Genomic DNA, 26,884 nt, shown 5'->3' with positions numbered 1-26,884 from the left:
CTTTTTCACGCTTTTTACATGGGTTTTCCGTGCACGAAATATTCAACATGCTGTTGGCGGTGTTCGATCGCGCGGCGTTGATGCTGATCTGCCTCTTTTTTCTGATCCGCATCCGTCTCTTTCGCGAGTTGCTGCATAAAACAGCCCACACGCCAAAAGAGCTGCTGGCCGTTACGGCTATCTTCTCCCTCTTTGCCCTCTTCAGCACCTGGTCCGGCGTGCCGGTTGAAGGGTCGCTGGTCAATGTGCGCATTATCGCCGTGATGTCCGGCGGGATCCTTTTTGGCCCCTGGGTGGGGATAATCACCGGCGTTATCGCCGGGATCCATCGCTATCTGATTGATATCGGTGGCGTGACCGCCGTGCCCTGTTTAATCACCAGTATTATTGCCGGCATTCTGTCGGGATGGATAAATATTAAGATCCCGAAAACCAGGCACTGGAGCGCGGGCATTATCGCCGGAATGTTATGCGAGACCCTGACTATGACCCTGGTGGTTATCTGGGCACCGACCACAGCGCTGGGGCTGGATATTGTCTCAAAAATCGGTGTGCCGATGATTCTGGGGAGCGTTTGCATCGGCTTGATTGTTCTGCTGGTGCAAAGTGTGGAAGGTGAAAAAGAGGCCATCGCCGGGCGGCAGGCGAAACTGGCGCTGGATATTGCCAATAAAACGCTGCCGCTCTTTCGCAATGTTAATAACGCCTCGTTGCGCAAGGTCTGCGATATTATCCGCCGCGATATTGATGCAGACGCTGTCGCCATTACCAATGTTGACCATGTACTGGTTTACGTCGGCGTCGGTGAAGATAATTATCATGATAATGACGATATTATCAGCCCTACCACCAGACAGGCGATCGACAGTGGCGAAATCATTATAAAAAACAATGACGAAGCACATCGCACGCCGGAAATTCACTCCATGCTGGTCATTCCGTTATGGGAACAGGGTGTCGTTACGGGCACGCTGAAAATTTATTACTGTCACGCGCATCAGATAACTTCGTCGCTTCAGGAAATGGCGGTGGGCCTGTCGCAAATTATCTCCACTCAACTGGAAGTCTCTCGCGCTGAACAACTTCGTGAAATGGCCAATAAGGCCGAGTTACGCGCCCTGCAGAGTAAAATTAATCCCCATTTTCTGTTTAATGCATTGAACGCTATATCGTCGTCCATTCGCCTTAATCCGGACACCGCCCGTCAGCTTATTTTTAATTTGTCGCGCTATTTGCGTTATAACATTGAATTAAAAGATGATGAGCAAATCGACATTCAGAGAGAGCTGTATCAGATTAAAGACTATATAGCGATTGAGCAGGCGCGCTTCGGCGATAAGCTCACCGTTATTTACGATATTGATGAAGAAGTGCGTTGCGTCATCCCCAGTCTGCTTATTCAGCCGCTGGTAGAAAACGCCATTGTGCATGGTATTCAGCCCTGTAAAGGTAAAGGCGTGGTGACCATCAGCGTGGCGGAGTGCGGTCGGCGTGTACGCGTTGCCGTACGCGACACCGGAAACGGCATTTCGCCAGAGATGATTGCCCGCGTTGAAGCCAATGAGATGCCCGGTAATAAAATTGGCCTGCTTAACGTTCACCAGCGGGTGAAATTACTCTATGGCGAAGGGCTACACATTAAGCGCCTTTCGCAAGGCACCGAAATCGCCTTTTATGTTCCCATGCATGCTACACCCGCTGCGGTGGCCGCAACCTTGTTGCCCTGAGAGATTAATGAATGAAAGCCATCATTGTTGAAGATGAAATACTGGCTCAACAGGAGCTAAGCTGGCTGGTTAAAGAGCACAGCCAGATGGAAATTGTGGGCACTTTTGATGACGGCCTGGATGTGCTGAAATACCTGCAACACAATAAAGTCGACGCCATATTTCTGGATATCAACATCCCGTCTCTGGATGGTGTTCTGCTGGCGCAAAACATCAGCCAGTTTGCCCATAAGCCGTTTATTGTGTTTATTACCGCATGGAAAGAACATGCGGTTGAGGCGTTTGAGCTTGAAGCCTTTGACTATATTCTGAAGCCCTATCAGGAGTCGCGGATTATCAGCATGCTGCAAAAGCTGGAAAGCGCCTGGCAACAACAAACCGGAGCGGTCAGCCAGCCGGCGCTACGTGAAAACCTGACGATTAATCTGGTGAAAGATGAGCGCATTATTGTCACCAGTATCCATGATATTTATTACGCTGAAGCCCATGAAAAACTCACCTTCGTCTATACGAAGCGGGAATCGTTCGTAATGCCCATGAATATCACGGAGTTTTGCAGCAAACTTCCCGCCTCGCATTTTTTCCGTTGTCACCGCTCATATTGCGTCAATCTGGATAAGATTCGCGAGATTGAACCCTGGTTTAACAATACCTATATCGTGCGGCTGCGGGACCTTGATTTCCAGGTGCCCGTCAGCCGCAGTAAAGTCAAAGAGTTCAGGCAGTTAATGCATCTTTAGAGGTAAAAACCCAGCGTCTGACGCAGGTGCGCGCCTGCGCCCAGCAGGCCTGGATTGTCATGAACGATCAGGTAGACCGGAATGTCCTGAACGTAGGATTTAAAGCGCCCTTTATCTTCAAAGCCGCCACGAAAGCCCGAGGCGGTGAAAAAGTCGAGGAAACGTGGCACGATGCCGCCCGCGATGTAAACGCCACCAAACGTACCGAGCGTGAGCGCCAGATTACCGCCGAAACGGCCCATGATGACGCAAAAGAGGGACAAGGCACGACGACAATCAGTGCAGCTGTCAGCCAGCGCACGTTCCGTGATGTCTTTCGGTTGCAGGTTTTCCGGCAGGCGACCATCCGATTTAACAATAGCCCGGTACAGATTGATAAGGCCAGGGCCCGACAGCACGCGTTCAGCTGAAACGTGGCCGATTTCTGCCCGCAGCTCTTCAAGGATAATCCCCTCTTCTTCGCTGTTCGGCGCGAAGTCAACGTGCCCGCCTTCGCCAGGCAGACTGACCCAGCGTTTATCCACGTGCACCAGATGGGCTACGCCCAGCCCGGTACCGGCGCCGTAGACGGCAATAGGTTTGCCTTCCACCGCATCTTTTCCCCCAAACTGAATCAGATGATCTTTATCAAGCATCGGAATGGCCATGGAGACGGCGGTAAAGTCGTTAATAATTTCTAAGTGCGCGAAACCAAGGTTAGCTTTCATCTCCTGAACAGAGAAAGCCCAGGTATGGTTGGTCATCGCCACCCAGTCCCCGGTAATGGGGCATGCAATGGCAATGCAGCCATCTTCAACACTGACCTTATGCTCTTCAAGGTACACACGTACCACGGCCTCAAGGCTTGGATAATCCAGACCAGAATAGGTTTTTGCCCGGGAAATGATGCCGCTGTCGACATCGCACAACGCAAGTCGCGCATTGGTGCCGCCCACATCCCCTACTAAAGCATATTTTGTCATTCTTTTATGGCTCCGCTAAAGTCAGAATAAATCTTTGGCACACTGTAAATTCAAGGCGCTGTAACAACAACGACCATAGCATGAGTGCCCCATGATTATCGATCTGCGTCACATATTAACGTAACGATTTCCGTAGCGTGTGCACTTACCTTTTTTTGTAACGCGTAAAGTGATGCCGTTAATCGGCCTAAAGGAAACGAGTATGCTTCATCCGCGCGCCAGAACCATGTTGTTACTGGCCCTCCCTGCCCTGGCAATAGGTGTCGCTTCCAGTTTAGTGCTCCTGCTGGTTATGAAGATAGCCTCTGCACTGCAACAGCTTCTCTGGCAGCACCTGCCCTATCGGATGGGTTTTACGCCGGACGCCCCCTTCTGGGTCGTACTGGTACTGACACTGACCGGTATCGCGGTCGGGATGGTGATTCGTTTTAGTAAAGGTCAGGGTGGGCCGGACCCTGCAAGTGAACCGCTGATTGGTGCCCCTGTGCAGGTCTCCGCCCTGCCGGGGCTTACGGCTGCGCTTATCATCGGTCTTGCCGGCGGGGTAAGCCTTGGTCCTGAACATCCAATCATGGTGCTGAATATTGCCCTTGCCGTTGCGCTCGGTGGCAAACTTTTCCCACGCGTCGCCCCGCTGGACTGGACCATTCTCGCCTCAGCCGGAACCATAGGCGCCCTGTTTGGCACCCCGGTTGCAGCCGCACTTATTTTTTCCCAGACCCTTAATGCCAGCAATGACGTGCCCTTATGGGATAAACTGTTTGCGCCACTCATGGCGGCGGCGGCAGGGGCATTGACCACCAACGTTTTCTTTCAGCCGCATTTCTCTTTGCCCATAGCCCATTACACGCAGCTGCATGTCGTTGATATTTTTAGCGGTGCGGTGGTTTGCGCTATCGCCATAGCACTCGGCATGGTCGCCGTCTGGTGTATGCCTCGCTTGCATCAGCTGATGCAGCGCATTAAAAACCCGGTCATCGCATTAGGCATCGGTGGCTTCGTGCTGGGGGTACTGGGGGTTATCGGCGGGAATATCACTCTGTTTAAAGGGCTGGAGGAGATGCAGCAAATGGCCTTTTCCCAGACCTTTACGGTGACGGATTATCTTCTCTTCGCGGTCGTGAAGCTGGCCGCGCTGGTGGTCGCAGCAGCCTGTGGTTTCAGAGGCGGGCGTATTTTCCCGGGGGTATTCGTTGGCGTGGCGCTGGGCCTGATGCTCCATGAACATGTGGAAGCGGTTCCGGCAGCGATAACCGTCTCCTGTGCCATTCTCGGTATCGTGCTGGTGGTCACTCGCGATGCCTGGCTCAGCCTGTTTATGGCCGCCGCAGTCGTGCCTGACACCTCTCTGCTTCCTCTGCTATGTATCGTTATGCTGCCCGCGTGGGTACTGCTTGCCGGTAAGCCGATAATGATCGCTCCCCGGAAAAATTAGCTGCGCCATGCTGAATATTTTTCCCGTGGATAAGCGGCAAGGGCCACTCTGGTGTAAGCTCAACCCTGCTTTTATGTAAACGTATACACCAAAAAAATAAGGGTACCGGAATGGTTTATCAGGCTGATGAAGCACGTTACCAGCGTATGGATTACCGCCGTTGTGGCGACAGCGGTTTGAAACTTCCGGCAGTATCGCTGGGGTTATGGCATAACTTTGGCGATGCAACGCTGATTGAAAACAGTCGCCAGTTGCTTCGCCATGCTTTCGATCTGGGCATTACCCATTTCGATCTTGCTAATAACTATGGTCCACCGCCAGGTTCGGCAGAGCGTAACTTTGGTCGCCTCCTGCAGGAGGACTTTCTGCCCTATCGCGATGAACTGATTATCTCAAGCAAAGCCGGTTACACCATGTGGGACGGCCCTTACGGTGACTGGGGCTCACGTAAATACCTGATTTCCAGCCTTGACCAGAGCCTTCGCCGCATGGGGCTTGAGTATGTTGATATCTTTTATCATCATCGCCCGGATCCGCAAACGCCGCTCAAAGAGACCATGCGCGCGCTGGATCACGTGGTACGCCAGGGCAAAGCACTCTATGTGGGACTGTCCAACTATCCGGCGGATCTGGCGCGCCAGGCAATTGATATACTGAATGATTTAGGCACCCCCTGCCTGATTCATCAGCCAAAATATTCCCTGTTTGACCGCTGGGTAGAAGATGGTCTGCTGGACGTGCTTGCTGAGAAAGGGGTCGGCAGTATTGCCTTTTCACCGCTTGCCGGAGGCCAGTTGACTGACCGCTATCTCAACGGCATTCCAGCGGATTCCCGTGCCGCCAGCGGCAGTCGGTTCCTGAATCCGGATCAACTGACAGAAGAGAAACTGGCCATCGTGCGTCAGCTCAATGATATTGCAGCAAAACGTGGGCAAAAACTTTCACAAATGGCGCTGGCCTGGGTGCTGCGTGGCGACAGAGTGACCTCCGTACTGATCGGGGCGAGCAAGACCAGCCAGTTGGATGATGCGGTGGGTGCGATGGCGAACCGTCATTTCAGCGCTGCCGAGTGTGAAGCTATCGATGCTCTGCTGGCAGAGGCCCGCTGATCGCATTTTAGCAAAAAATGCTGTCACCCCGGATTTAGGAGTTGTGCCGAAGATGCGGGGTAAAACGTTACATAATATTGCTGCAACAGACCCGTTCGTGAAGGAGAAAACTATGTTCAGGTCACTTATTCTTGCAGCAGCATTAACCGTGTTTTCCCCTCTGGTCACCAGTGTCGCCCATGCGGGCGAAATCACGCTGCTGCCCTCAATCAAGTTACAGATTGGCGACCGCGACAATTATGGTAACTATTGGGATGGTGGTCGCTGGCGCGATCGTGATTACTGGGGCCGTCATTATGAATGGCGTGATAATCGCTGGCGTCCGCACGATCGCGGCTATCATCGCGGTTGGGATAAACGCAGCGCCTACGAGCGTGGCTACCGTGAAGGCTGGCGCGACCGTGACGATCACCGTGGCCCAGGTCGCGGTCACGGGCGGGGTCATGGACATGGGCATCATCACTAAGTAGATGATATTCACAAAAAGGAGCGCGAGCGCTCCTTTTTTATGTCGTTTATAACCCGAGCAATGTGCCCACCAGCAACCAGCCATTAAGCCCTACCACCAGTATCACTATCAGCCAGCCGGTGCGTTTCACCCAGGGCGTGTTCACCAGCTCGCCCATCAGCGTCGGATTGCTGGTGAATACCAGTAGCGGTACCAGCGCCAGCGCAATACCAAAGCTCAGCAGAACCTGGCTCATGACCAGAATTCGCGTCGGGTCCAGCCCCATTAAAATCACCACAAACGAAGGCATCATGGTGATGGTCCGACGTACCCACAACGGAATGTGAAAGCGCACGAATCCCTGCATCACCACCTGCCCTGCCAGCGTCCCTACGACGGTAGATGACAGGCCTGCGGCCACCAGACTCAAGCCAAAGATAGTTGCCGCGGCGTGGCTCAGCAAAGGCTCAAGTGTTAAATAAGCCTGGTCAAGATCGGCAACACCGGTGTGACCGTTAAAATGGAACGCGGCGGCCGCGGTGGCCATCATTGCCAGATTCACAAAACCGGCAATCGTCATGGCGATGCCGACATCCCATTTGGTCGCTGAGTAACGCTCACGACGGGTGCCGTCATGCAGATGCTGGGTTAATGAGGAGTGGAGATAAATGACATGCGGCATGATGGTTGCTCCCAGCACTCCGGCCGCGAGGAAGACAGCTTCGGTACCAGGCAGAGCCGGAATAACGATGCCTTTCATCAGCGGCGCTACCGCAGGTTGCGAGAAGACAAGCTCGACGATATAGGCCGCCGCGACAAAAAGCAGTAACCCGCCGATGACTTTTTCCAGCGGCTTTTGCCCCCGGCGTTGCAGCATTAAAATCAGGAAGGTTGCAATCCCCGTCAGTACCGCCCCCTGCAGGAGGGAGACGCCGAGGATAAGTTTAAACCCGATGGCGGCACCGATAAATTCCGCGAGATCGGTTGCCATTGCGATGATTTCCGCCTGCACCCAGTAGAACCAGACCAGCGGGCGCGGGTAATGATCGCGTATCTGTTCGGCGAGATTTTTACCGGTAGCAATTCCAAGCTTGGCTGAAAGCACCTGAATCAACATCGCCATCAGGTTTGCCCAGACGACGACCCACAGCAACTGATAGCCGAAGCTGGCACCGGCCTGGATGTTGGTAGCAAAATTACCGGGATCGATATAACCGATGGCGGCAATGAACGCCGGTCCCATTAACGCGAACCGTAATTTGCGCGCTGTACGCCCACTGCTATTCTCAACGCGACTATTGCTCATTATTTTGCCTCTAATATAGCCTTTGCTATGTTTAATGCTACCAAAATGAGAATGATTATCAAGTTCATCCAGTGTACGTTATCGTGATTTCTCTGATAGCCAGAAACGATTGAAGGACCAATGATGGTAGACGGAGGTTAAAAGCGATTGTGGGTCACACAATTCTGTTAAGAGTGTAGCATTTAAGTGCAACCTTTCACTTCTTTACTTAACATAACCGAAATGTATGTTGGATCACTAATTTTGAGTCTGGTCACAGGTCATTAATATACTGTGGGTTTGATCTCGTTTTCTTTCCTCTTGTTACATAGAATGTGCACGAAATTCCTACCCGTCTCATATTTGGAGCAAATATGTCCCGCGTTCTGCACTTTGTTCTGGCGCTTGCTGTTGTGGCGCTGCTTGCACTCCTTGTCAGCAGCGACCGCAAAAAAATACGCATTCGCTTTGTTATTCAATTGCTCGTGATCGAAGTACTGTTGGCATGGTTCTTCCTGAACTCCGACGTTGGTCTGGGTTTTGTAAAGGGCTTCTCCGAAATGTTCGAAAAACTGCTCGGGTTCGCCAACGAAGGGACAAACTTCGTCTTCGGCAAAATGAATGACGAAGGTCTGGCATTCTTCTTCCTGAAAGTACTGTGCCCGATTGTCTTCATCTCTGCGCTGATTGGTATTCTGCAACACATTCGCGTGCTGCCGGTCATCATCCGTGCCATTGGGACCGTGTTGTCCAAAGTTAACGGCATGGGCAAGCTGGAGTCTTTCAACGCCGTCAGCTCCCTGATTCTGGGTCAGTCTGAGAACTTTATCGCGTACAAAGATATTCTGGGCAAGATGTCCCGCAACCGCATGTACACCATGGCGGCAACGGCGATGTCTACCGTATCCATGTCCATCGTCGGTGCCTATATGACGATGCTGGAGCCGAAATACGTTGTCGCTGCGCTGGTTCTGAATATGTTCAGCACCTTTATCGTGCTGTCGCTGATTAACCCGTACCGCGTCGATGAAAGCGAAGACAATATTCAGATGTCCAACCTGCATGAAGGCCAGAGCTTCTTCGAAATGCTGGGCGAATACATTCTGGCGGGCTTTAAAGTGGCCATTATTGTTGCAGCGATGCTGATTGGCTTTATTGCACTGATCGCGGCTCTGAACGCCCTCTTCGCAACCGTAACCGGCTGGTTCGGTTACAGCATCTCCTTCCAGGGCATTCTCGGTTACATCTTCTATCCGATTGCCTGGGTAATGGGTGTGCCGTCTTCAGAAGCGCTGCAGGTGGGTAGCATTATGGCGACGAAGCTTGTTTCTAACGAATTTGTGGCCATGATGGATCTGCAAAAAATTGCCGCGACGCTGTCACCACGAGCAGAAGGTATTCTGTCAGTCTTCCTGGTGTCCTTCGCTAACTTCTCCTCCATCGGGATTATCGCTGGTGCGATCAAGGGCCTGAATGAAGAGCAGGGCAACGTGGTCTCTCGCTTCGGCCTGAAACTGGTTTATGGTTCGACCCTGGTGAGCGTGCTGTCGGCGTCCATCGCGGCTCTGGTACTGTAATCACGTTTCATTACGCTTAACAAAACCGGGGAATTTTCCCCGGTTTATTTTTTTAGTGGCTGCGGTTTTCCAAGCAAGTATCCCTGCAAATAATCCACCCCCGCCTGAAGCAACAGCTCCCGCTGCGCCTGAGATTCGACATACTCCGCCACCACCGTCAACGATTTAGCTTTCGCCAGCTCGCATATCGCTTTAACGATTAGCATGTCCTGCGGATCCTCGGTGATATCTCGCACGAAACAGCCATCAATCTTGATGATATCGGCCTCCAGACGTTTGAGCCGTTCAAAATTGGCGTAGCCAGTACCAAAGTCATCAATAGCTATCCTGAATCCAGCCTGACGCAAACGCTGAATGTTTTTAATACTGGTTTCAGCGTTTGAGAAGGCCTGCTCTTCGGTTACTTCGATGATGATTTCGCCGGGAGAAATAGCATAGCGAGCGCAACGTTCCACCAGCTTCTGGCCCGCATCCTCTTGCATTAAGGTAAGTGGCAAGAGATTCACTGAAAAACGGGCTGCCGGGGAGGGTGCAGGATGGGCATGCATCCACTGTAAAAGGGTCTCAAAGACATGCATATCGAAACGCAAACTGAGGTTAAAGCGGGCAATCACCGGGATAAATTGCGCCGGGCTTAGCATCCTGTTGTCACTCATCAGCCGCGTTAATATTTCGTGATAGCCATTGCCATTTGCATCCTGAATAGGTTGTGCATAGAGCACCAGCCCATTCTCATCCAGCGCGCGTTTTACCTGGTGCAGTAAATGCACACGCGCCGACGTCTGCAGGCTGACATCGCTAAGGCTGAGGGTTAACGCCATAACCTGCCGGGTCATACTGGCTTGTTCTGATAACCAGCTCAGTTGCCCTAACGTATGGTGGAGTGTCTCCCCTGCCCCGCTCATCTCCCCCCAGGAAGCGCCAAATTCCACATCCATTCCGTCGTTGTGCCAGTAAATCCGTCGACTGTTAAGATGTGCAACCATCTGATGGAGGCGCTCGACGGCACCCTCCCCCTTTAAAACCAGAATTAATTCGCTGCCAGGCAACTGAAAAAGCTGCTCTCCACGCAGCAGGAATGGCTGCAATTCCCGTGTCACGCTCCGTTTAAAATGAACCCGCATCATCATGCCGTAATGTCGGCTGAGAAATTCGAGGTTATGCATATGTAAACAGCAGACGACATTGTCCGGAACTTCTGCCAGACATAACTCCAGCGCCCGTAAGTTAGGCAGACCAGTGAGAGGGTCGGTGAGGGCCTGTTCCTGCCAGCGACGCTTTATCCACTCATTGCGATGATGAATTCTCGTCATATATATCAGACAGATGGAAAAGCAGATCAGGACTGACATAATGAAGGCCAGAGAATATTCCGTATTCACCCCTTCCAGAAAATGATGGTTATAACTCAGCAGCGTAAATGCGGAAAGTGGCCATAAAAGCATAATTAACGGATATCGTAATTTACTGACCGCAAGGGTAAAAATAATAAAAATAACCGGAACCAGATAACCGGCAATATAGTCGGATTCCGTATAAGAACAGAGAGTGCTGAGTAATGTAATAAGGGCAGAAAGCCAGGAAAAGGTAAAAAGTCGGTTCTTCTTACTTATACAGGGTTTAATGTTCGTTAACCAGAATGCACGTCCATAGCGTGGATTGAGTATCATCCGAAGCGGGTAATAGAACATCATCGTAAAGATAAGCGCAGCACAAATCAGATTCTGGATGTCGATAATAGTGTAAACAACCGATGCAGACCCAAAGTAACTGGACAGATAAACCGGGAATGAAAACCAGCGTCCGGCGATATACATCAATGCTTTTATGGCAAGCGGGGTAGCAAAACCCAGCAAAAAAATCCGTAGCCCCATGTTTTTATTAGGAATGCCATGACGCCACCTTGAACCTAATTTCCACCGTACGATGGCACATGCGGCAAATGCGGGTAGTAACTGGCAAAATAAAAGGATACTCGCCTGCATTAAAGTTAAATTTAACAGCCATTGATTAACAACAGCAAAGCTTATGATAATCGGTAAAACAGCCCGGCGACCAAATAATAATAAAACAGAAAACATGATGCTCAACGGTAACCAGGTGAGGTAAACAGGGCTGGAGTCTACTACCGCAACAGGTGAAATAATGCGTGAAAAAGGAACAATGAATAAACAAATAATTAACGCTATGATAAACGTTCTAACGTTTTTATTCATTTTCACTTTCATAGGCGCTAATTGTCACTGACTGGTCATTTTATGAGTAGGCCGGATAATAGGTTTATTCATAATGTGAAGCAAGTTGGCGGATCAATAAAGCACGCTTATTACGGTGGTTTTAACAATATGAAACTAAACAACCAACAATGAAATGAATTTACAGGAGATGGAGCGTAGAAAAACAAAAACCCCCGCGTAAACGCGAGGGTCTGAAAGTGGTGGAGCTAAGCGGGATCGAACCGCTGACCTCTTGCATGCCATGCAAGCGCTCTCCCAGCTGAGCTATAGCCCCAAATTTTCTTTACGCACCAAATTCACCTGGGATGATGATTTGGTGGAGCTAAGCGGGATCGAACCGCTGACCTCTTGCATGCCATGCAAGCGCTCTCCCAGCTGAGCTATAGCCCCATCGCGTAAAGCGTGTCGTGTTGACGGGCGGCATAATATGAATTCCCTCGCCAGGTGTCAACGGCAAAATCATATGCCTGCAATCAACCGCTGAAAAAGCAAACAACTGGAGAACATTGCGAAGCCACTCGCAGTCAGTAGTTAAACCTGTCACATTTTCTCGTAAAATGATGCTATAACATCAACGCGTAATTACCCCTACTTTGACTCTGGAAATATGATGCTCAAGGAACGAATGACGCCAGAAGAGTTAGCAAAACTCACTGGCTATAGTCGTCAAACCATAAACAAATGGGTGCGAAAAGAAGGCTGGGTGACCACACCCAAACCGGGGGTTCAGGGCGGCAAAGCTCGGCTGGTTCTGATCAATGAGCAGGTTCGGGATTTCATTCGTAATACGCAACGCGCCGGGAGTGACCTCCCCTTCTCTGTTGAACCGGCAAAAGACGCAGCGCTGGAGACGTTACTTCTCACGTTGGCCAAAGAGATGACCCGCCTGGAACAACAACAACTTTCATCACTGCTTTTGCGTGAAGGCATCACAGGATTATTGGCTCGATTAGGGATCCGCGAAAACAATTAATATGAAACTTCCAGATAAAATGACCACCGAGGAGTTAGCGGAATTTCTTGGGGTGGCTAAACAAACGGTGAATCGCTGGATACGTCAGCATAAGTGGTCAACGGAGCGTTTACCGGGCATTAAAGGTGGGCGCGCCAGGCTGATTCATCTGAATAAAGATGTGCGCCTGTTTATCATGAAAACGCCAGGGATGCGCCATCGCATTTCCCCGGCCGTCGCCACCGAGCCGTTACCCTATTACGCCTCGGAAACACTTACTCCTGCCCTGCTACGTATTCTCAATGTCCTGAAAAATTTAACGCCTTATGAGCAGGAGGCTTTGAGTGTATTGCTGGCAAGAGAAGGTATTCACGGGCTTCTGGACAGGCTTCAAATCACGCAGCCTGAAGAGCGATAAGAAAACGGCAGGAAAATCCTGCCGTTTCATTTCATTCTAACGAGGGGGAGCTACTTTACTGCTGGCTTTCACGCTCAGCAATGAAACCCAGCGCTTTATTAATACGCTCAACGCTGCGGGTCTTACCGATAGCGTGGACGGTGACATCTAATGCCGGAGACTGGCCTGCCCCTGTTACCGCTACACGCAATGGCATTCCCACTTTCCCCATGCCCACTTCCAGCTCATCCGCCGTAGCCTGAATTGCCTGGTGAACGTTCTCAGCCGTCCACACATCAATCGCAGCCAGTTTATCGCGGACGACTTCAAGCGGCTGACGTGCAACCGGGCGCAGGTGTTTCTTGGCCGCATCGGCATCAAACTCTGCAAACTCTTCATAGAAGTAACGGCAGGTAGCCGCCATCTCTTTTAAGGTCTTGCAACGCTCGCCAAGCAATTTCACAAGATCTGCAAGCTGCGGACCGTTACGGGTATCTATATTTTCCTGCTCAATGTGCCACTGCAGGTGAGTAGCAACATATTCAGGTGCCAGCGTATTAATATAGTGATGGTTCAACCACTGGAGTTTTTCAGTATTAAAGGCACTCGCTGACTTACTTACCGCGTTCAATGAGAAGAGTTTGATCATCTCTTCACGGCTGAAGATCTCCTGATCGCCACTCGACCAGCCCAGACGAACCAGGTAGTTCAGTAAGGCTTCAGGCAGATAGCCATCATCCCGGTATTGCATCACGCTGACCGCACCGTGACGTTTAGATAACTTTTTGCCGTCATCACCGTTAATCATTGATACATGGGCGTAAACCGGCACCGGCGCGTTCAGCGCTTTCAGAATGTTTATCTGGCGCGGCGTGTTGTTGATATGGTCTTCACCACGAATAACATGTGTGATTTCCATATCCCAGTCATCTACGACCACGCAGAAGTTATAGGTTGGAGAACCATCAGTACGACGAATAATTAAATCGTCCAGTTCCTGGTTGCTGAACTCGATAGGACCGCGGATCTGGTCGTCGAATATCACTGAACCGTCCTGTGGGTTCGCGAAACGCACCACGCAAGGCTCATCATCAGCATGATGCTCGTGGCTGTGGCGGCAGCGCCCGTCATAACGTGGTTTCTCATTATTTGCCATTTGCTCTTCACGCAGGGCGTCGAGACGCTCTTTAGAGCAATAACATTTATAGGCTGTGCCAGCTGCCAGCATTTCATCAATAGCCGCGTCGTAGCGATCAAACCGTTTAGTCTGATAGTAAGGGCCTTCATCCCACTCCAGACTCAGCCAGTTCATCCCATCCATTATGGCTTCGATCGCTTCCGGCGTGGAGCGCTCAAGGTCGGTATCTTCAATACGCAGTACGAACTCACCGCCGTGGTTACGCGCAAAAAGCCAGGAATAAAGGGCAGTACGCGCGCCGCCTACATGCAGATAGCCGGTCGGGCTTGGCGCGAAGCGAGTTTTGATTTTCATGAAATGGCCTTACGTTTGATAAAGATGCCGATAGCCGGCAAATCAGGAAAAATGAAGTCGGCGATATTCTATCACCGTGAGGTGAATCCTCAATGTTGTTGCCACAATCCCGGCTATTCATCTGTATTTTGTATACAAATCAGACAACAAAGACCATTTAAAGCTCGCTTTGACTAATTTTACGACGAACGAACAATTTCTTTAGAAAATGCGTTGACTCATTTTCAACTCTCCCTATAATGCGACTCCACACAGCGGGGGTGATTAGCTCAGCTGGGAGAGCACCTCCCTTACAAGGAGGGGGTCGGCGGTTCGATCCCGTCATCACCCACCAACTACTTATGTAGTCTCCGCCGTGTAGCAAGAAATTGAGAAGTGGGTGATTAGCTCAGCTGGGAGAGCACCTCCCTTACAAGGAGGGGGTCGGCGGTTCGATCCCGTCATCACCCACCACTTTCTCGCCAGCTGGATTTCTTGCAGTAAAATGAAGTACCGAAGTGGGTGATTAGCTCAGCTGGGAGAGCACCTCCCTTACAAGGAGGGGGTCGGCGGTTCGATCCCGTCATCACCCACCACTTCGGGTCGTTAGCTCAGTTGGTAGAGCAGTTGACTTTTAATCAATTGGTCGCAGGTTCGAATCCTGCACGACCCACCAATGTAAAAAAGCGCCCTAAAGGCGCTTTTTTGCTATCTGCGATTTATAAGCTTCGAACCTGAAGCAGTTTCTCTTTAGTCTGCGTTTTTCACGCATCTCAGCGCACATCCTAAGCCATAAACTTTGCCATAATTGTTCTATGCAAAATAAAAATACCAATAAAATCAATGTACAAATTAAGTGACCTTTATCCATAATTTATCCTTAATGTCAGGATATGATTCCCGAACCGCGCCAACGGTGCGTGGCTAAAGAAAAAATATAAATACGTCAATACTCCTCTTTTACGGCAAAGGTATTAATAATGACAACAATCCAAACGACGACATCGTCAGTGACCAGCGGCAGTGGCAGCAGTAGTTCATCTTCTGGTGCCAGCGATATTGCCTCCCAAATAAGCCGCATCACTCAGCAAATCTCCACGCTCACGAAACAGCTGAAAAGTATTTCTGAAGGAACGGGTACGACCGAGCAGAAAAAGACGCAGCAACAGCAAATTCAGGCTCAAATCGATTTGCTACAGACTCAACTGGCCCAACTGCAACATAAGCAGGCAGAGGAAGCACAGAAAAAAGCTGATGAGAAGCAGGCCAAAGTAGAAGGTGTCAACACGCCTTCAACTGACCATCAGATCGATATTTATATCTGAGTAAACAGCGGGTCTTCTGCTCTGGCCTGAGTCAAATACCGGGCCTGTTCCCTCGCCACATCCCACACCGCCTGCGCCGCCCCCGATAATGAGCGATTTTTACGCCGCACCAGCATAATTTTACGTTCTATCTCGGGCATCAGCCGCTTCACGCACAGCTGGCTCCCCTGTGGCAGAGGCAAAGCCAGCGCAGGCATAACACTGACGCCTATTCCCGCCTCGACCATAGGAAACAGGGTAGCCGGGTGTCCAATCTCCTGAACAATCCGCGCGTGAATACCAAAGCGCATCAGCGCCGCATCAATAAGCGGGCGGCTTCCCGAAGCATAGTCCTGTACGACCAGCCTCGCCCCTTCAAGTTCTGACCAGCGCACTCCGGGCTTATCAGCCCAGGCGTGATCGCCCCGGCAGAGGAGAAAAAAGGGTTCAGAGAGGATCTCTTCGCACTCAAGATCGCTCACCGGACCCGGGTCGATAACCATGCCAAAATCGACTTCTCCATGCCGAATGCTTTCCAGCACCCACTGCTGCGGCCGATCGTGAAGCATAAAATCAATTTCAGGATAGCACCTGTTACTTTGGGCAATACACTGCGGGATAAGATGGGCGGAGAGCGTCTGGCTGGCTGCCACACGTACGGTGCCCGTCAGTTGCTGCCCAACACGCCCTGCTTCACGCAACGTGCTATTAAGCTCATCCAGAAGACGCTCCAGACGCGCAGCAAGCTGTTGTCCAGCCTCTGTCAGAATGACCTCGCGGGTGGTTCGGTCGAGCAACCGCACACCCGTCTGGGACTCCAGCTCTTTGACTGAGTGGCTTACCGCAGACTGACTCAGGCCGATAATATCGCCCGCCCGGCTGAAACTGCGGGCCTGCGCTACCGTTACGAAAACGCGCAACTGTTTAAGGGTATAATTCATCTAAAAAATTCATAAATTCATTCAATAAATCAATTTTATTTCTCAAACCAATAAAAGCAAACTATTGGCACTGATTTGCAGGAGTCTTTATGAAACTTTTTCGTATTCTTGATCCCTTCACGCTGACGCTTATCGTAACGGTACTGCTGGCGACTTTTTTACCGGCAAGAGGCGGTTTTGTCCCCTTCTTTGAATGGCTGACTATGGCGGCCATTGCGCTACTCTTTTTTATGCATGGCGCAAAGCTATCCCGCGAGGCGATTATTGCTGGCGGCAGCCACTGGCGATTACACCTCTGGGTCATGTGTAGCACCTTCATCCTCTTCCCGGCCCTGGGCGTGCTTTTCGTCTGGTGGTCACCGGTAAATGTCAGCCAGGAACTTTACACCGGCTTTTTATACCTGTGCATCTTGCCTGCGACCGTCCAGTCAGCCATTGCCTTTACCTCGCTCGCAGGCGGTAATGTCGCGGCGGCGGTCTGCTCCGCTTCCGCATCAAGTCTGCTGGGTATCTTCCTCTCACCGCTGCTGGTAGGACTGCTGATGAATTTGCACGGTGCTGAGGGGAGTTTTGAGCAGGTCGGTAAAATTATGCTGCAACTGCTGCTGCCGTTTGTGCTGGGGCACCTTTCCCGCCCGTGGACGGGAGCATGGGTCGCGCGCAATAAAAAATGGATCTCGAAAACGGATCAGACATCCATTCTGCTGGTGGTCTATTCTGCCTTCAGCGAAGCGGTGGTTAATGGTATCTGGCAGAAGGTGGGCGTGGGATCATTACTGTTTATCGTGGTGGTGAGTATTGTCCTGCTGGCTATCGTTATTGCGGTTAATGTCGTGGTCGCCCGTCGCTGCGGCTTTAACAAAGCCGACGAAATTACTATTGTTTTCTGCGGCTCCAAGAAAAGCCTGGCCAACGGTATCCCGATGGCCAATATCCTCTTCCCTACCTCGGTCATCGGCATGATGGTGTTGCCACTGATGATTTTCCATCAGATCCAGCTGATGGTCTGCGCGGTCCTTGCCCGACGCTATAAGCATCAGGCTGAAAAAACCCAGGCGCAGGAAGTGGCTAAAACCTAATGGCGCTTAAGGGGCTGAACCAGATGCGTCAGCCCCTCGGTTTTAATCACCAGCACCAGTTGCAATAGCTCGCCCAGGTGCCCGGCGGGGAAAGAATCCTTACGGGCAAACCACAACAGATACTCCTCCGGCAAATCAATCAGTCTGCGACCCTGATATTTCCCGAAGGGCATCGGCGTGTTGGCGATTTCAATCAGCTGCGCTTTCTCCACTACTCCCCCAGCAGTCGGATCATCTCCGCCTCATCAATGACCGGAATGCCCAGCTCCTGTGCTTTTGCCAGTTTTGAGCCAGCCGCTTCACCGGCAATCACAAGGTCGGTTTTTTTCGACACGCTCCCCGCAACCTTAGCACCCAATTCAACCAGCCGCGCTTTGGCATCATCGCGGGACATCTGACTCAGGCTACCGGTCAGTACTACGGTCTTGCCGGCAAAGGGACTGTCTATCTCTGCGGCGTTAACGACCACCGGTGCGGGCCAGTGGATACCTTCAGCCAGTAGCTGGCGGATGACGTCGCGGTTACTCTCTTCGGCAAAGAAATTGAACACATGGGCGGCGACCACTTTGCCCACGTCAGGTACTTTTTGCAGGTCTTCCTCCGACGCTGCTTCCAGGGCTTCCAGCGTACCGAAAAAGGCCGCCAGACCTGCTGCTGTCGCCTCACCTACCTCACGTATACCTAAGGCATAGAGGAAACGGGCAAAGGTAGTCGCTTTCGCCTTTTCCAGCGCATTAACCACGTTTTCAGCAGATTTTGGCCCCATACGGTCAAGACCGGTGAGTTTGCCTGCGGTTAAGCGGAAAAGATCGGCTGGCGTGTGGACGTACTCTTTCTCCACCAGTTGATCGATTATTTTGTCGCCCATGCCATCGACATCCATTGCACGGCGGGAAACAAAGTGCTTAAGCGACTCTTTGCGCTGTGCGCCGCAGATGAGACCGCCGGTACAGCGCGTGACCGCTTCACCTTCCACACGCTCAACGTCGGAGCCACAAACCGGGCAATGCGCAGGGAACACAATATCCCGTGTTTCATCGGGGCGCTCAGATTCCACCACATTGACCACCTGTGGAATAACATCACCAGCGCGACGGATCACCACTTTGTCACCAATGCGAAGACCGAGACGGGCAATTTCATCCGCATTATGTAGCGTTGCGTTGCTGACCAGCACACCCGCAACCTGTACCGGTTCGAGGCGGGCGACCGGGGTAATCGCGCCTGTGCGGCCAACCTGAAATTCTACATCGCGCACAAAAGTGGTCTGTTCCTGCGCCGGGAATTTAAAAGCGACGGCCCAGCGCGGGGCTCGCGCCACGAATCCAAGCTGCTCCTGCAACTCCAGCGCATTAACTTTGATGACGACACCGTCGATGTCAAACCCGAGGTGAGGACGGTCGGCTTCCACCTGATGATAAAAATCGAGCACCGCCTCAGGAGAGTCGCACAGACGTATGCGCTCACTGACCGGCAACCCCCATTTTTTGAACTGCTGTAAGCGCTCCAGATGACCACGAGGAAGTCCGCCGCCTTCCAGGATCCCCACCCCATAGCAGAAGAAAGTAAGCGGACGCTTAGCGGTGATCCGCGGGTCAAGCTGACGTAATGATCCGGCGGCGGCGTTACGCGGGTTGGCAAATACTTTTCCCCCGGTACGGCGCGCCTCTTCATTGATTTTTTCGAAGCCCGCCTGGGGTAAAAAGACTTCCCCGCGAACTTCCAGACGGGCGGGGATATTAGCGCCGTGCAGCCTGAGCGGAATGGCACGAATCGTCCTTACATTGGAGGTGATGTCCTCCCCGGTAGTCCCGTCTCCCCGGGTTGCAGCGCGTATCAATACCCCATTCTCGTAAAGAATGCTGACCGCCAGACCATCCAGTTTCAACTCACAGCAGTAAGTCAGGGCATCGGTGTTCTTCAGGCGATCCTGGACGCGTTTATTGAAGGCGAGGAAACTCCCCTCATCAAAAACGTTATCCAGCGACAACATAGGGACTTCATGACGAATCTGGCTAAAAGAGGCCAACGGCGCAGCACCCACGCGCTGCGTCGGTGAATCGGGAGTAATGAGTTCAGGATGCTGCGCTTCAAGTTCGCGCAACCGGACCAGCAGCTTGTCATATTCTGCGTCCGGGATCTCGGGCGTATCCATGACATGATAAAGATATTCATGATGGCGAAGCGTTGTTCGCAGTTCGGTGAGTTGTTGTTCGATTGATTCCATGTCGCACCATCAATATAAAAAACCCCCGACGGGCGGGGGTTTTGGCTGATAACAAAAAGGTCTGGGCTACGCGCGTGATTCTATCACTTCGCGGATCCGGTCCTGATACTCGCGCAATTTCTGCGGCGTCATCATACGACGTTGATCGTCAAGGACCACGCCACCCACTTCATCGGCGATATACTGCGCTGACTGAAGCATAAGTTTGAAGTTCTGCAGTTCATCACCGTAGGAAGGAACCTGCATAAAAATTGTCACGCCCGGCGTAGTAAAATCCGTCATCTCCGGATCAAACGTACCTGGATTCACCATGTTTGCCAGGCTGAATAGTGCAGGGCCGCTTCCATCGGGGCTCAGGTGACGATGAAAAATGCTCATATCACCAAATTTAAAACCAGCCTGCTGGATGCTGTTAAGCAGCAGCTCACCCTGAAGCGCGGTGCCATGATGGGCAGAGACGTTCATAATAATTACCGTCTCTTTGCGCACCGGTTTTTCTGCAACCGGGGCTGGCTCAACAACAGGTTCAGGTTCCGGCTGCGCCACTGGCTCCGGGTGCACTGGCGTAGCAACAGGCTGTGGCGGCGGTGCGACGGGTTGCGGTGCCGCAGTTGGCCTCGCTTCCTGACGGACGGGCTGCTCAACATAAGTCGCTTCAGGCGCAGGTTGCGTGGCAGGCTGCACCGGGCGCTCCTCATGATGCTGGGCAGGCGCAGCGGCGCGAGGTTGCGCGGATGCATACGGCGGCTGGTACTGATGCTGCGGCTGCTGACGAGGCGTCTCCGGCTCGCTGCTGGCTTTCGGGGCAGTATTTACCCGATGAACGCGAACTTCACCCACGCTGTCGTCTTCTTCCTCGACATCCTCGTCGTACTCATCATCATCCTCACGTCTCGACTTCATACGTTTCAGCGGACGGTCACGGAACATTGAAGAACGTTCTTTACGGCTGGTCCAAAAACCATGAACCAGTAGAGCGATTATGGCGATCGCGCCAACAATGATTAATATCAGACGCAAATCCTGCATCATTATATTCTCTGTTGTTCTAACACCTTGCCAACACGGCAAACATTTACTTACTAAGAGTATTTGCCGATTACGTCAAGTGCAAGTGTACACATGCCTTTCACGGCATAAAGATGAACGAAATCGTGCTTTTTGCTGTTTTTTCGAACATTTCCGAACGGGTTTTTTCTCCCGCGAGCAGATAATATAGTCTGCTGATTTCCGGCTGTAATACAAAGGAGTATAGCCAGACTATGGTTTCATCTTCATCCGTCCCCTCGCGCAGCGGTTTTTTTTACTTTTGTCATGGCTGGAAGCTTATCACCCTGCCCGGCATCCGCCGTTTTGTTGTTCTGCCGCTGCTGGTTAACATCGTGTTGATGGGCGCGGCATTTATCTGGCTGTTTACCCGTCTCGATAACTGGATCCCCGCGCTTATGAGCCATGTACCCGACTGGTTACAGTGGTTGAGCTATTTGCTATGGCCTGTTGTTGTGCTCTCCATTTTGCTGGTGTTCAGCTACTTTTTCTCCACCATTGCGAACTGGATAGCCGCGCCTTTTAATGGGCTGTTAGCTGAACAGTTAGAAGCACGCTTAACGGGAGCAACGCCGCCTGATGCAGGCATTGGCGCTATCCTTAAAGATGTCCCGCGCATTATGAAGCGTGAGTGGCAAAAACTTGCCTGGTATTTACCTCGCGCCGTTGTGCTTTTGCTGCTCTATTTTATTCCGGGCATCGGCCAGACGGTGGCGCCGGTGGTGTGGTTTCTGTTCAGCGCATGGATGCTGGCGATACAGTATTGTGATTATCCTTTTGATAATCATAAAGTGCCGTTTAAAACGATGCGTGCATCCTTACGCACCCGCAAAGGGACAAATTTACAGTTCGGGGCGATTACCAGCCTGTTCACACTGATCCCGGTACTGAACCTCGTTGTAATGCCCGTAGCGGTCTGTGGCGCAACCGCGATGTGGGTAGACTGTTATCGGGAAAAAAATGCACTCTGGCGCTAAGGGCGTTATTCCCGTTCTTATTCCATACTGATTGCCATTATTTCACCTCAGCATATAGATATGCGATTTCCTTACTTCCGCCCGTGCGGTAAGTGGGTATGCTGGGGTGGTTCCCAAATTTCATACAGTTAAGGACAGGCCATGAGTAAGATTTTTGAAGATAACTCGCTGACTATCGGTCATACGCCGCTGGTTCGACTGAACCGTATCGGTAATGGACGCATCCTGGCAAAGGTCGAATCCCGTAACCCGAGCTTCAGCGTGAAATGCCGTATTGGTGCCAATATGATTTGGGATGCCGAAAAACGTGGCGTGCTGAAACCGGGTATTGAACTGGTTGAACCAACCAGTGGTAATACGGGGATCGCTCTGGCCTATGTCGCCGCAGCGCGTGGTTATAAGCTGACGCTGACGATGCCGGAGACCATGAGTATTGAACGTCGTAAGCTCTTAAAGGCGCTTGGCGCTAACCTCGTGCTTACCGAAGGCGCGAAAGGCATGAAAGGGGCGATCCAGAAGGCGGAAGAGATTGTTGCCAGCGATCCATCAAAATTTTTACTGCTTCAGCAGTTCAGTAATCCGGCCAACCCGGAAATTCATGAAAAAACCACGGGTCCGGAGATTTGGGAAGACACTGATGGTCAGGTGGATGTATTTATCTCTGGTGTAGGCACCGGCGGTACGCTGACGGGCGTCTCCCGCTATATTAAAGGGACTAAAGGTAAAGCCGACCTCATTACCGTTGCGGTTGAACCCACGGACTCTCCGGTCATTGCTCAGGCACTGGCTGGCGAAGAGATCAAACCCGGTCCGCATAAAATTCAGGGCATTGGTGCGGGTTTCATTCCCGGTAACCTTGATTTGAAATTGATTGATAAAGTGGTTGCCATTACCAACGAAGAAGCCATCGACACCGCGCGTCGTCTTATGGAAGAAGAAGGCATTCTGGCAGGTATCTCTTCCGGTGCTGCCGTGGCCGCCGCGCTGAAACTTCAGGAAGACGAAACCTTTACCAATAAGAATATAGTGGTTATCCTTCCTTCCTCGGGTGAGCGCTATTTAAGCACCGCGTTATTTGCCGATCTGTTTACTGAGAAAGAACTGCAACAGTAATGCCAGATTGTAACAAACGCACAAAAAAGCACCCAATGAGGTGCTTTTTTGTGGCGCACATCAAACTTTCACTCCTCCTGCCATTGCTTCGACCACGCGGGTCTGGTATTTAACCATCACATTTATTTTGATGCGCGAAATTAATCGGTTTCTGATTTCACGAAGCTGAATCGATTTTATGATTTGGTTCAACTCTCGCTTTCGCTGCATAATGTTTAATGACGTTTAAGACGTTGTTCGCCAGAAGCGCCAGCATCACACTATGCGTTAATGACGCCTGTGGCTTACGAGTCGTATCTTATACGCCGGCGCTAACGATACAGGCTAAAGTCGAACCGCCAGGCTAGACTTTAGTTCCACAACACTAAACCTATAAGTTGGGGAAATACAATGTTCCAGCAAGAAGTTACCATTACCGCTCCGAACGGTCTGCACACCCGCCCTGCTGCTCAGTTTGTTAAAGAAGCTAAAGGCTTCACTTCTGAGATCACTGTGACTTCCAACGGCAAAAGCGCCAGCGCGAAAAGCCTGTTTAAACTGCAAACTCTGGGTCTGACTCAAGGTACTGTTGTTACCTTGACCGCAGAAGGTGAAGACGAGCAAAAAGCAGTTGAGCATCTGGTCAAACTGATGGCAGAGCTCGAGTAAGTTTACGGGTTCTTTTAAAGATCAGTCACAAGTAAGGTAGGGTTATGATTTCAGGCATTTTAGCATCCCCGGGTATCGCTTTTGGCAAAGCATTGCTGCTGAAAGAAGACGAGATCGTCATTGACCGGAAGAAAATTTCTGCCGATAAGGCTTCCCAGGAAACTGAACGTTTTTTGAGTGGCCGTGCGAAGGCATCTGCGCAGCTCGAAGCGATTAAGACGAAAGCTGGCGAAACGTTCGGTGAAGAAAAAGAAGCCATCTTCGAAGGCCACATTATGTTGCTCGAAGATGAGGAGCTTGAGCAGGAAATCATAGCCCTGATTAACGATAAGCATATGACGGCAGACGCTGCTGCTCACGAAGTTATCGAAGGTCAGGCCACTGCCCTTGAAGAGCTGGACGACGAATACCTTAAAGAACGTGCGGCTGACGTGCGTGACATCGGTAAACGTTTGCTGCGTAACATACTGGGTATGCCGATCATTGACCTGAGTTCTATTCAGGATGAAGTGATTCTGGTTGCCGCTGACCTGACGCCATCTGAAACTGCGCAGCTGAACCTGAATAAGGTCCTCGGTTTCATTACTGATATGGGTGGTCGTACATCACACACCTCTATCATGGCACGTTCACTGGAACTGCCAGCGATTGTGGGCACCGGCAGCGTTACCTCTCAGGTGAAAAACGGCGACTATCTGATTCTCGATGCGGTTAACAACAACGTCTATGTTAATCCGTCAGATGAAGAGATTGAGACCCTGCGCAGCGCGCAGGCTCAGGTTGCTGAAGAAAAAGCTGAACTGGCTAAACTCAAAGATCTTCCGGCTATCACCCTTGACGGCCATCAGGTTGAAGTCTGTGCCAACATCGGTACCGTGCGCGATGTCGCAGGTGCAGAGCGTAATGGCGCAGAAGGTGTTGGCCTGTATCGTACCGAATTCCTGTTCATGGACCGCGACTCTCTTCCGACTGAAGAAGAGCAGTTTGCCGCGTACAAAGCGGTTGCTGAAGCCTGTGGCTCTCAGGCCGTGATTGTCCGTACCATGGACATTGGCGGCGATAAAGAGCTGCCGTACATGAACTTCCCGAAAGAAGAGAACCCATTCCTGGGATGGCGCGCGGTGCGAATCGCCATGGATCGCAAAGAGATCCTGCGTGACCAGGTTCGCGCCATTCTGCGTGCCTCTGCTTTCGGTAAACTGCGCATCATGTTCCCGATGATCATCTCTGTTGAAGAAGTGCGTGCACTGAAAAAAGAGATTGAGATTTACAAGCAGGAACTGCGTGACGAAGGTAAAGCCTTTGATGAGACCATTGAGATTGGCGTTATGGTGGAAACACCTGCAGCGGCAACCATTGCTCGTCATCTGGCCAAAGAAGTTGATTTCTTTAGTATCGGAACCAATGATTTAACCCAGTACACCCTGGCAGTTGACCGCGGTAATGATATGATTTCACATCTTTACCAGCCGATGTCACCGTCTGTCCTCACCCTCATCAAGCAAGTTATTGATGCATCTCATGCCGAAGGCAAGTGGACAGGTATGTGTGGTGAGCTTGCAGGCGACGAACGTGCTACACTTCTGTTGCTGGGGATGGGTCTGGATGAATTCAGTATGAGTGCCATTTCTATCCCGCGCATTAAGAAGATTATTCGCAACACGAACTTCGAAGATGCGAAGGTTTTAGCAGAGCAGGCTCTTGCTCAACCGACAACGGACGAGTTAATGACGCTGGTTAACAAGTTCATTGAAGAAAAAACAATCTGCTAATCCACGAGATGCGGCCCAAATTACTGCTTAGGAGAAGATCATGGGTTTGTTCGATAAATTGAAATCTCTGGTTTCTGACGATAAGAAAGACACTGGAACTATTGAGATTATTGCTCCGCTTTCCGGCGAAATCGTCAACATTGAAGATGTACCGGATGTTGTTTTTGCTGAGAAAATTGTTGGTGATGGCATTGCTATCAAACCAACCGGGAACAAAATGGTAGCTCCGGTTGACGGTACTATCGGTAAAATTTTTGAAACCAACCATGCCTTCTCTATCGAATCCGATAGCGGCATCGAACTCTTTGTTCACTTCGGTATTGATACCGTGGAACTGAAAGGCGAAGGTTTCAAACGCATCGCGGAAGAAGGCCAGCGCGTTAAAGTTGGCGATCCGGTCATTGAATTTGATCTGCCACTGCTGGAAGAGAAAGCCAAGTCTACCCTGACGCCGGTTGTGATTTCCAACATGGATGAAATCAAAGAACTGATCAAACTTACCGGTAGCGTGACCGTGGGTGAAACCCCGGTTATCCGCATCAAGAAGTAATTCTTCGCGGTAAAGAAAATGGCGCCTGATGGCGCCATTTTTGTTTGTCAGGCAGGAAGAATCAACTCGTCATACCCTTTTTCCAGCGTGTAACTCATCACCTCTGTTACACGGTCGCCAGCGCCATATATCGCCCCGGCAAGCGGCTTACCTTTCACAATGTTGCTCACGAGCTCAGAGCAAAAGAGATCGCCCGTTCCTTTTAGATCGGTCGCAATACGCGGGTGGGCGCTAATTTCAACCGAGTCTGCCGTCACCAGTACCACATGAATACTGTTATCATCGGACACCACGGGTGCGCTGGTTATGGCGACCCACCTGAGCGAGTCGGAAAGTAAGCCTTTTGCCGCCGCGACGGCGCTGTCGATATCACGACATGGTTTACCGCTCAGGATCTCAAGCTCGAAGACGTTCGGTGTAATCCCCTGCGCCAGCGGCAGCAAATAGTCGCAATACGCCGCCGGGATGTCCGGTTTTACGTAGATCCCACTGTCCGTATCACCAATGACCGGATCCACCATGATCAGTAAATCCGGGTGCTTTTCTTTTAGCGCCGTAAGCCATTTCGCCAGAATCGCAATCTGGCTGGCGCTGCCCATATAACCGGTGGTCACCGCTTTAAGCTCACGCATAACATCGCGCTCTTCAAGAGCCTGTAAATAGCCGGTAAACCAGTCGTCAGGGATGATACCGCCATAGAAGGTGTCATAATGTGGTGTGTTACTGAACAAGACGGTGGGTACGGCAGTGACGTTTAAACGATGCTGACGAATGTTGGGTACCGCAATACTGTTACCCACGCTGCCATAAACCACCTGCGACTGCACGGCGACGATATCGGTCTGCTGTGCCCGGGTTTTATCCCTGAAAAGAATCATTTCCATAA

At 51.2% G+C, this 26,884-nt stretch carries 24 protein-coding genes and 6 tRNA genes; 19 read left to right on the top strand and 11 right to left on the bottom strand.

What is annotated here, in order from left to right:
• The first annotated feature begins 29 nt into the window (after positions 1-29).
• Together KXR87_RS02085 and KXR87_RS02080 are read left to right on the top strand one after the other, a co-directional pair.
• The gene (locus tag KXR87_RS02085) at positions 30-1,727 is read left to right on the top strand and encodes a LytS/YhcK type 5TM receptor domain-containing protein (protein ID WP_437430615.1); all 1,698 of its coding nucleotides are present in this window, start codon (positions 30-32) and stop codon (positions 1,725-1,727) included.
• Positions 1,728-1,738: 11 nt separating this feature from the next.
• Positions 1,739-2,467, top strand: coding sequence for a LytR/AlgR family response regulator transcription factor (locus KXR87_RS02080; RefSeq protein WP_437430614.1), 729 nt, complete (start codon positions 1,739-1,741; stop codon positions 2,465-2,467).
• Here KXR87_RS02080 and glk read toward each other — a convergent pair.
• Positions 2,464-3,429 (bottom strand): glucokinase, encoded by a 966-nt coding sequence (gene glk, locus KXR87_RS02075; protein WP_437430613.1) that lies wholly within the window; start codon positions 3,427-3,429, stop codon positions 2,464-2,466. The two genes, KXR87_RS02080 and glk, sit on opposite strands and share 4 nt — an antisense overlap.
• Before the next feature lie 202 nt (positions 3,430-3,631).
• On the opposite strand from glk, the gene KXR87_RS02070 reads away from it, so the two are divergent.
• From KXR87_RS02070 to KXR87_RS02060, 3 genes are all read left to right on the top strand, one after another.
• Complete coding sequence (locus tag KXR87_RS02070) at positions 3,632-4,864, top strand: ion channel protein (protein ID WP_437430612.1); 1,233 nt, start codon at positions 3,632-3,634, stop codon at positions 4,862-4,864.
• Positions 4,865-4,974: 110 nt separating this feature from the next.
• Positions 4,975-5,973 carry an L-glyceraldehyde 3-phosphate reductase gene (gene mgrA / locus KXR87_RS02065; protein WP_437430611.1) on the top strand — a complete coding sequence of 333 codons (999 nt, stop codon included), beginning with the start codon at positions 4,975-4,977 and terminating at the stop codon, positions 5,971-5,973.
• Between the two features lie 112 nt (positions 5,974-6,085).
• Positions 6,086-6,439 (top strand): DUF2502 domain-containing protein, encoded by a 354-nt coding sequence (locus tag KXR87_RS02060; protein WP_437430610.1) that lies wholly within the window; start codon positions 6,086-6,088, stop codon positions 6,437-6,439.
• A gap of 49 nt (positions 6,440-6,488) precedes the next feature.
• Here the strand turns inward: KXR87_RS02060 and KXR87_RS02055 are convergent, their stop codons facing one another.
• Complete coding sequence (locus KXR87_RS02055) at positions 6,489-7,727, bottom strand: Nramp family divalent metal transporter (protein WP_437430609.1); 1,239 nt, start codon at positions 7,725-7,727, stop codon at positions 6,489-6,491.
• Between the two features lie 353 nt (positions 7,728-8,080).
• Between KXR87_RS02055 and nupC the strand changes: the two genes are divergently transcribed.
• Positions 8,081-9,283 (top strand): nucleoside permease NupC, encoded by a 1,203-nt coding sequence (gene nupC / locus KXR87_RS02050; RefSeq protein WP_437430608.1) that lies wholly within the window; start codon positions 8,081-8,083, stop codon positions 9,281-9,283.
• Between the two features lie 44 nt (positions 9,284-9,327).
• Here nupC and KXR87_RS02045 read toward each other — a convergent pair whose 3' ends face one another.
• The 3 genes from KXR87_RS02045 to KXR87_RS02035 all read right to left on the bottom strand — a co-directional run bounded on the left by KXR87_RS02045 (position 9,328) and on the right by KXR87_RS02035 (position 11,910).
• Complete coding sequence (locus KXR87_RS02045) at positions 9,328-11,511, bottom strand: EAL domain-containing protein (protein ID WP_437430607.1); 2,184 nt, start codon at positions 11,509-11,511, stop codon at positions 9,328-9,330.
• 207 nt (positions 11,512-11,718) lie between these two features.
• A tRNA-Ala gene (locus KXR87_RS02040) sits at positions 11,719-11,794 on the bottom strand.
• A 40-nt stretch (positions 11,795-11,834) separates the two neighbouring features.
• Positions 11,835-11,910 (bottom strand) — tRNA-Ala (locus KXR87_RS02035).
• Between the two features lie 220 nt (positions 11,911-12,130).
• Between KXR87_RS02035 and KXR87_RS02030 the strand changes: the two genes are divergently transcribed.
• Positions 12,131-12,493: a YfeC-like transcriptional regulator gene (locus KXR87_RS02030; RefSeq protein WP_437430811.1), complete on the top strand. Its 363-nt coding sequence runs from the start codon at positions 12,131-12,133 to the stop codon at positions 12,491-12,493.
• Position 12,494: 1 nt separating this feature from the next.
• On the top strand, positions 12,495-12,890 hold the full coding sequence (locus KXR87_RS02025; protein WP_437430606.1) for a YfeC-like transcriptional regulator: 396 nt from the start codon (positions 12,495-12,497) through the stop codon (positions 12,888-12,890).
• Between the two features lie 55 nt (positions 12,891-12,945).
• Here KXR87_RS02025 and gltX read toward each other — a convergent pair whose 3' ends face one another.
• Positions 12,946-14,361, bottom strand: coding sequence for a glutamate--tRNA ligase (gltX, locus tag KXR87_RS02020; RefSeq protein ID WP_437430605.1), 1,416 nt, complete (start codon positions 14,359-14,361; stop codon positions 12,946-12,948).
• 258 nt (positions 14,362-14,619) lie between these two features.
• On the opposite strand from gltX, the gene KXR87_RS02015 reads away from it, so the two are divergent.
• The 5 genes from KXR87_RS02015 to KXR87_RS01995 all read left to right on the top strand — a co-directional run bounded on the left by KXR87_RS02015 (position 14,620) and on the right by KXR87_RS01995 (position 15,665).
• Positions 14,620-14,695 (top strand) — tRNA-Val (locus KXR87_RS02015).
• A 43-nt stretch (positions 14,696-14,738) separates the two neighbouring features.
• Positions 14,739-14,814, top strand: a tRNA-Val gene (locus KXR87_RS02010).
• Positions 14,815-14,860: 46 nt separating this feature from the next.
• Positions 14,861-14,936 (top strand) — tRNA-Val (locus tag KXR87_RS02005).
• 4 nt (positions 14,937-14,940) lie between these two features.
• Positions 14,941-15,016, top strand: a tRNA-Lys gene (locus KXR87_RS02000).
• A gap of 304 nt (positions 15,017-15,320) precedes the next feature.
• On the top strand, positions 15,321-15,665 hold the full coding sequence (locus tag KXR87_RS01995) for a FlxA-like family protein (protein ID WP_437430604.1): 345 nt from the start codon (positions 15,321-15,323) through the stop codon (positions 15,663-15,665).
• On the opposite strand, the gene KXR87_RS01990 is transcribed toward KXR87_RS01995, so the two are convergent.
• Positions 15,656-16,585 (bottom strand): LysR substrate-binding domain-containing protein, encoded by a 930-nt coding sequence (locus tag KXR87_RS01990; RefSeq protein ID WP_437430603.1) that lies wholly within the window; start codon positions 16,583-16,585, stop codon positions 15,656-15,658. The genes KXR87_RS01995 and KXR87_RS01990 overlap by 10 nt on opposite strands.
• An 89-nt stretch (positions 16,586-16,674) precedes the next feature.
• Here KXR87_RS01990 and KXR87_RS01985 point away from each other — a divergent pair, with 89 nt between their 5' ends.
• Positions 16,675-17,664 carry a bile acid:sodium symporter family protein gene (locus KXR87_RS01985; protein WP_437430602.1) on the top strand — a complete coding sequence of 330 codons (990 nt, stop codon included), beginning with the start codon at positions 16,675-16,677 and terminating at the stop codon, positions 17,662-17,664.
• Here KXR87_RS01985 and KXR87_RS01980 read toward each other — a convergent pair.
• From KXR87_RS01980 to zipA, 3 genes are all read right to left on the bottom strand, one after another.
• Positions 17,661-17,876 (bottom strand): DUF3820 family protein, encoded by a 216-nt coding sequence (locus KXR87_RS01980; RefSeq protein WP_437430601.1) that lies wholly within the window; start codon positions 17,874-17,876, stop codon positions 17,661-17,663. The two genes, KXR87_RS01985 and KXR87_RS01980, sit on opposite strands and share 4 nt — an antisense overlap.
• The gene (gene ligA / locus KXR87_RS01975) at positions 17,876-19,891 is read right to left on the bottom strand and encodes an NAD-dependent DNA ligase LigA (protein WP_437430600.1); all 2,016 of its coding nucleotides are present in this window, start codon (positions 19,889-19,891) and stop codon (positions 17,876-17,878) included. Before ligA ends, KXR87_RS01980 begins: the two co-directional genes overlap by 1 nt.
• Before the next feature lie 66 nt (positions 19,892-19,957).
• Positions 19,958-20,923, bottom strand: coding sequence for a cell division protein ZipA (gene zipA / locus KXR87_RS01970; protein ID WP_437430599.1), 966 nt, complete (start codon positions 20,921-20,923; stop codon positions 19,958-19,960).
• Positions 20,924-21,153: 230 nt separating this feature from the next.
• Here zipA and cysZ point away from each other — a divergent pair, with 230 nt between their 5' ends.
• The 5 genes from cysZ (at position 21,154) to crr (ending at position 25,998) form a co-directional block, all read left to right on the top strand.
• Entirely contained in the window at positions 21,154-21,915 is a 762-nt protein-coding gene (gene cysZ / locus KXR87_RS01965; protein ID WP_437430598.1) for a sulfate transporter CysZ, read from the top strand.
• 141 nt (positions 21,916-22,056) lie between these two features.
• Positions 22,057-23,028: a cysteine synthase A gene (cysK, locus tag KXR87_RS01960; RefSeq protein WP_437430597.1), complete on the top strand. Its 972-nt coding sequence runs from the start codon at positions 22,057-22,059 to the stop codon at positions 23,026-23,028.
• Between the two features lie 390 nt (positions 23,029-23,418).
• Positions 23,419-23,676 (top strand): phosphocarrier protein Hpr, encoded by a 258-nt coding sequence (ptsH, locus tag KXR87_RS01955; RefSeq protein ID WP_039079738.1) that lies wholly within the window; start codon positions 23,419-23,421, stop codon positions 23,674-23,676.
• A gap of 44 nt (positions 23,677-23,720) precedes the next feature.
• Entirely contained in the window at positions 23,721-25,448 is a 1,728-nt protein-coding gene (gene ptsI, locus KXR87_RS01950; RefSeq protein WP_437430596.1) for a phosphoenolpyruvate-protein phosphotransferase PtsI, read from the top strand.
• A gap of 40 nt (positions 25,449-25,488) precedes the next feature.
• Positions 25,489-25,998, top strand: a complete 510-nt coding sequence (crr, locus tag KXR87_RS01945) for a PTS glucose transporter subunit IIA (protein WP_437430595.1) — start codon at positions 25,489-25,491, stop codon at positions 25,996-25,998.
• Positions 25,999-26,045: 47 nt separating this feature from the next.
• Here the strand turns inward: crr and pdxK are convergent, their stop codons facing one another.
• Positions 26,046-26,882, bottom strand: coding sequence for a pyridoxine/pyridoxal/pyridoxamine kinase (pdxK, locus tag KXR87_RS01940; protein ID WP_437430594.1), 837 nt, complete (start codon positions 26,880-26,882; stop codon positions 26,046-26,048).
• Positions 26,883-26,884 lie beyond the last annotated feature (2 nt).

Source organism: Yokenella regensburgei (genome assembly GCF_051486985.1).
In the GTDB taxonomy this organism is placed as follows: Bacteria; Pseudomonadota; Gammaproteobacteria; order Enterobacterales; family Enterobacteriaceae; genus CBFFRJ01.
This window is presented reverse-complemented; position numbering and strand designations above follow the sequence as displayed.

What these genes read in the sequence shown, in the direction of transcription:
- cysK (WP_437430597.1), top strand. Translation starts at nt 22,057, where the DNA reads ATGAGTAAGATTTTTGAAGATAACTCGCTGACTATCGGTCATACGCCG.
- KXR87_RS02030 (WP_437430811.1), top strand. Translation starts at nt 12,131, where the DNA reads ATGCTCAAGGAACGAATGACGCCAGAAGAGTTAGCAAAACTCACTGGC.
- mgrA (WP_437430611.1), top strand. Translation starts at nt 4,975, where the DNA reads ATGGTTTATCAGGCTGATGAAGCACGTTACCAGCGTATGGATTACCGC.
- KXR87_RS02045 (WP_437430607.1), bottom strand. Translation starts at nt 11,511, where the DNA reads ATGAAAGTGAAAATGAATAAAAACGTTAGAACGTTTATCATAGCGTTA.
- glk (WP_437430613.1), bottom strand. Translation starts at nt 3,429, where the DNA reads ATGACAAAATATGCTTTAGTAGGGGATGTGGGCGGCACCAATGCGCGA.
- KXR87_RS02080 (WP_437430614.1), top strand. Translation starts at nt 1,739, where the DNA reads ATGAAAGCCATCATTGTTGAAGATGAAATACTGGCTCAACAGGAGCTA.
- ptsI (WP_437430596.1), top strand. Translation starts at nt 23,721, where the DNA reads ATGATTTCAGGCATTTTAGCATCCCCGGGTATCGCTTTTGGCAAAGCA.
- KXR87_RS02060 (WP_437430610.1), top strand. Translation starts at nt 6,086, where the DNA reads ATGTTCAGGTCACTTATTCTTGCAGCAGCATTAACCGTGTTTTCCCCT.
- KXR87_RS01985 (WP_437430602.1), top strand. Translation starts at nt 16,675, where the DNA reads ATGAAACTTTTTCGTATTCTTGATCCCTTCACGCTGACGCTTATCGTA.
- pdxK (WP_437430594.1), bottom strand. Translation starts at nt 26,882, where the DNA reads ATGGAAATGATTCTTTTCAGGGATAAAACCCGGGCACAGCAGACCGAT.
- ptsH (WP_039079738.1), top strand. Translation starts at nt 23,419, where the DNA reads ATGTTCCAGCAAGAAGTTACCATTACCGCTCCGAACGGTCTGCACACC.
- KXR87_RS02025 (WP_437430606.1), top strand. Translation starts at nt 12,495, where the DNA reads ATGAAACTTCCAGATAAAATGACCACCGAGGAGTTAGCGGAATTTCTT.
- zipA (WP_437430599.1), bottom strand. Translation starts at nt 20,923, where the DNA reads ATGATGCAGGATTTGCGTCTGATATTAATCATTGTTGGCGCGATCGCC.
- ligA (WP_437430600.1), bottom strand. Translation starts at nt 19,891, where the DNA reads ATGGAATCAATCGAACAACAACTCACCGAACTGCGAACAACGCTTCGC.
- crr (WP_437430595.1), top strand. Translation starts at nt 25,489, where the DNA reads ATGGGTTTGTTCGATAAATTGAAATCTCTGGTTTCTGACGATAAGAAA.
- cysZ (WP_437430598.1), top strand. Translation starts at nt 21,154, where the DNA reads ATGGTTTCATCTTCATCCGTCCCCTCGCGCAGCGGTTTTTTTTACTTT.
- KXR87_RS01995 (WP_437430604.1), top strand. Translation starts at nt 15,321, where the DNA reads ATGACAACAATCCAAACGACGACATCGTCAGTGACCAGCGGCAGTGGC.
- KXR87_RS02055 (WP_437430609.1), bottom strand. Translation starts at nt 7,727, where the DNA reads ATGAGCAATAGTCGCGTTGAGAATAGCAGTGGGCGTACAGCGCGCAAA.
- gltX (WP_437430605.1), bottom strand. Translation starts at nt 14,361, where the DNA reads ATGAAAATCAAAACTCGCTTCGCGCCAAGCCCGACCGGCTATCTGCAT.
- KXR87_RS02070 (WP_437430612.1), top strand. Translation starts at nt 3,632, where the DNA reads ATGCTTCATCCGCGCGCCAGAACCATGTTGTTACTGGCCCTCCCTGCC.
- nupC (WP_437430608.1), top strand. Translation starts at nt 8,081, where the DNA reads ATGTCCCGCGTTCTGCACTTTGTTCTGGCGCTTGCTGTTGTGGCGCTG.
- KXR87_RS01990 (WP_437430603.1), bottom strand. Translation starts at nt 16,585, where the DNA reads ATGAATTATACCCTTAAACAGTTGCGCGTTTTCGTAACGGTAGCGCAG.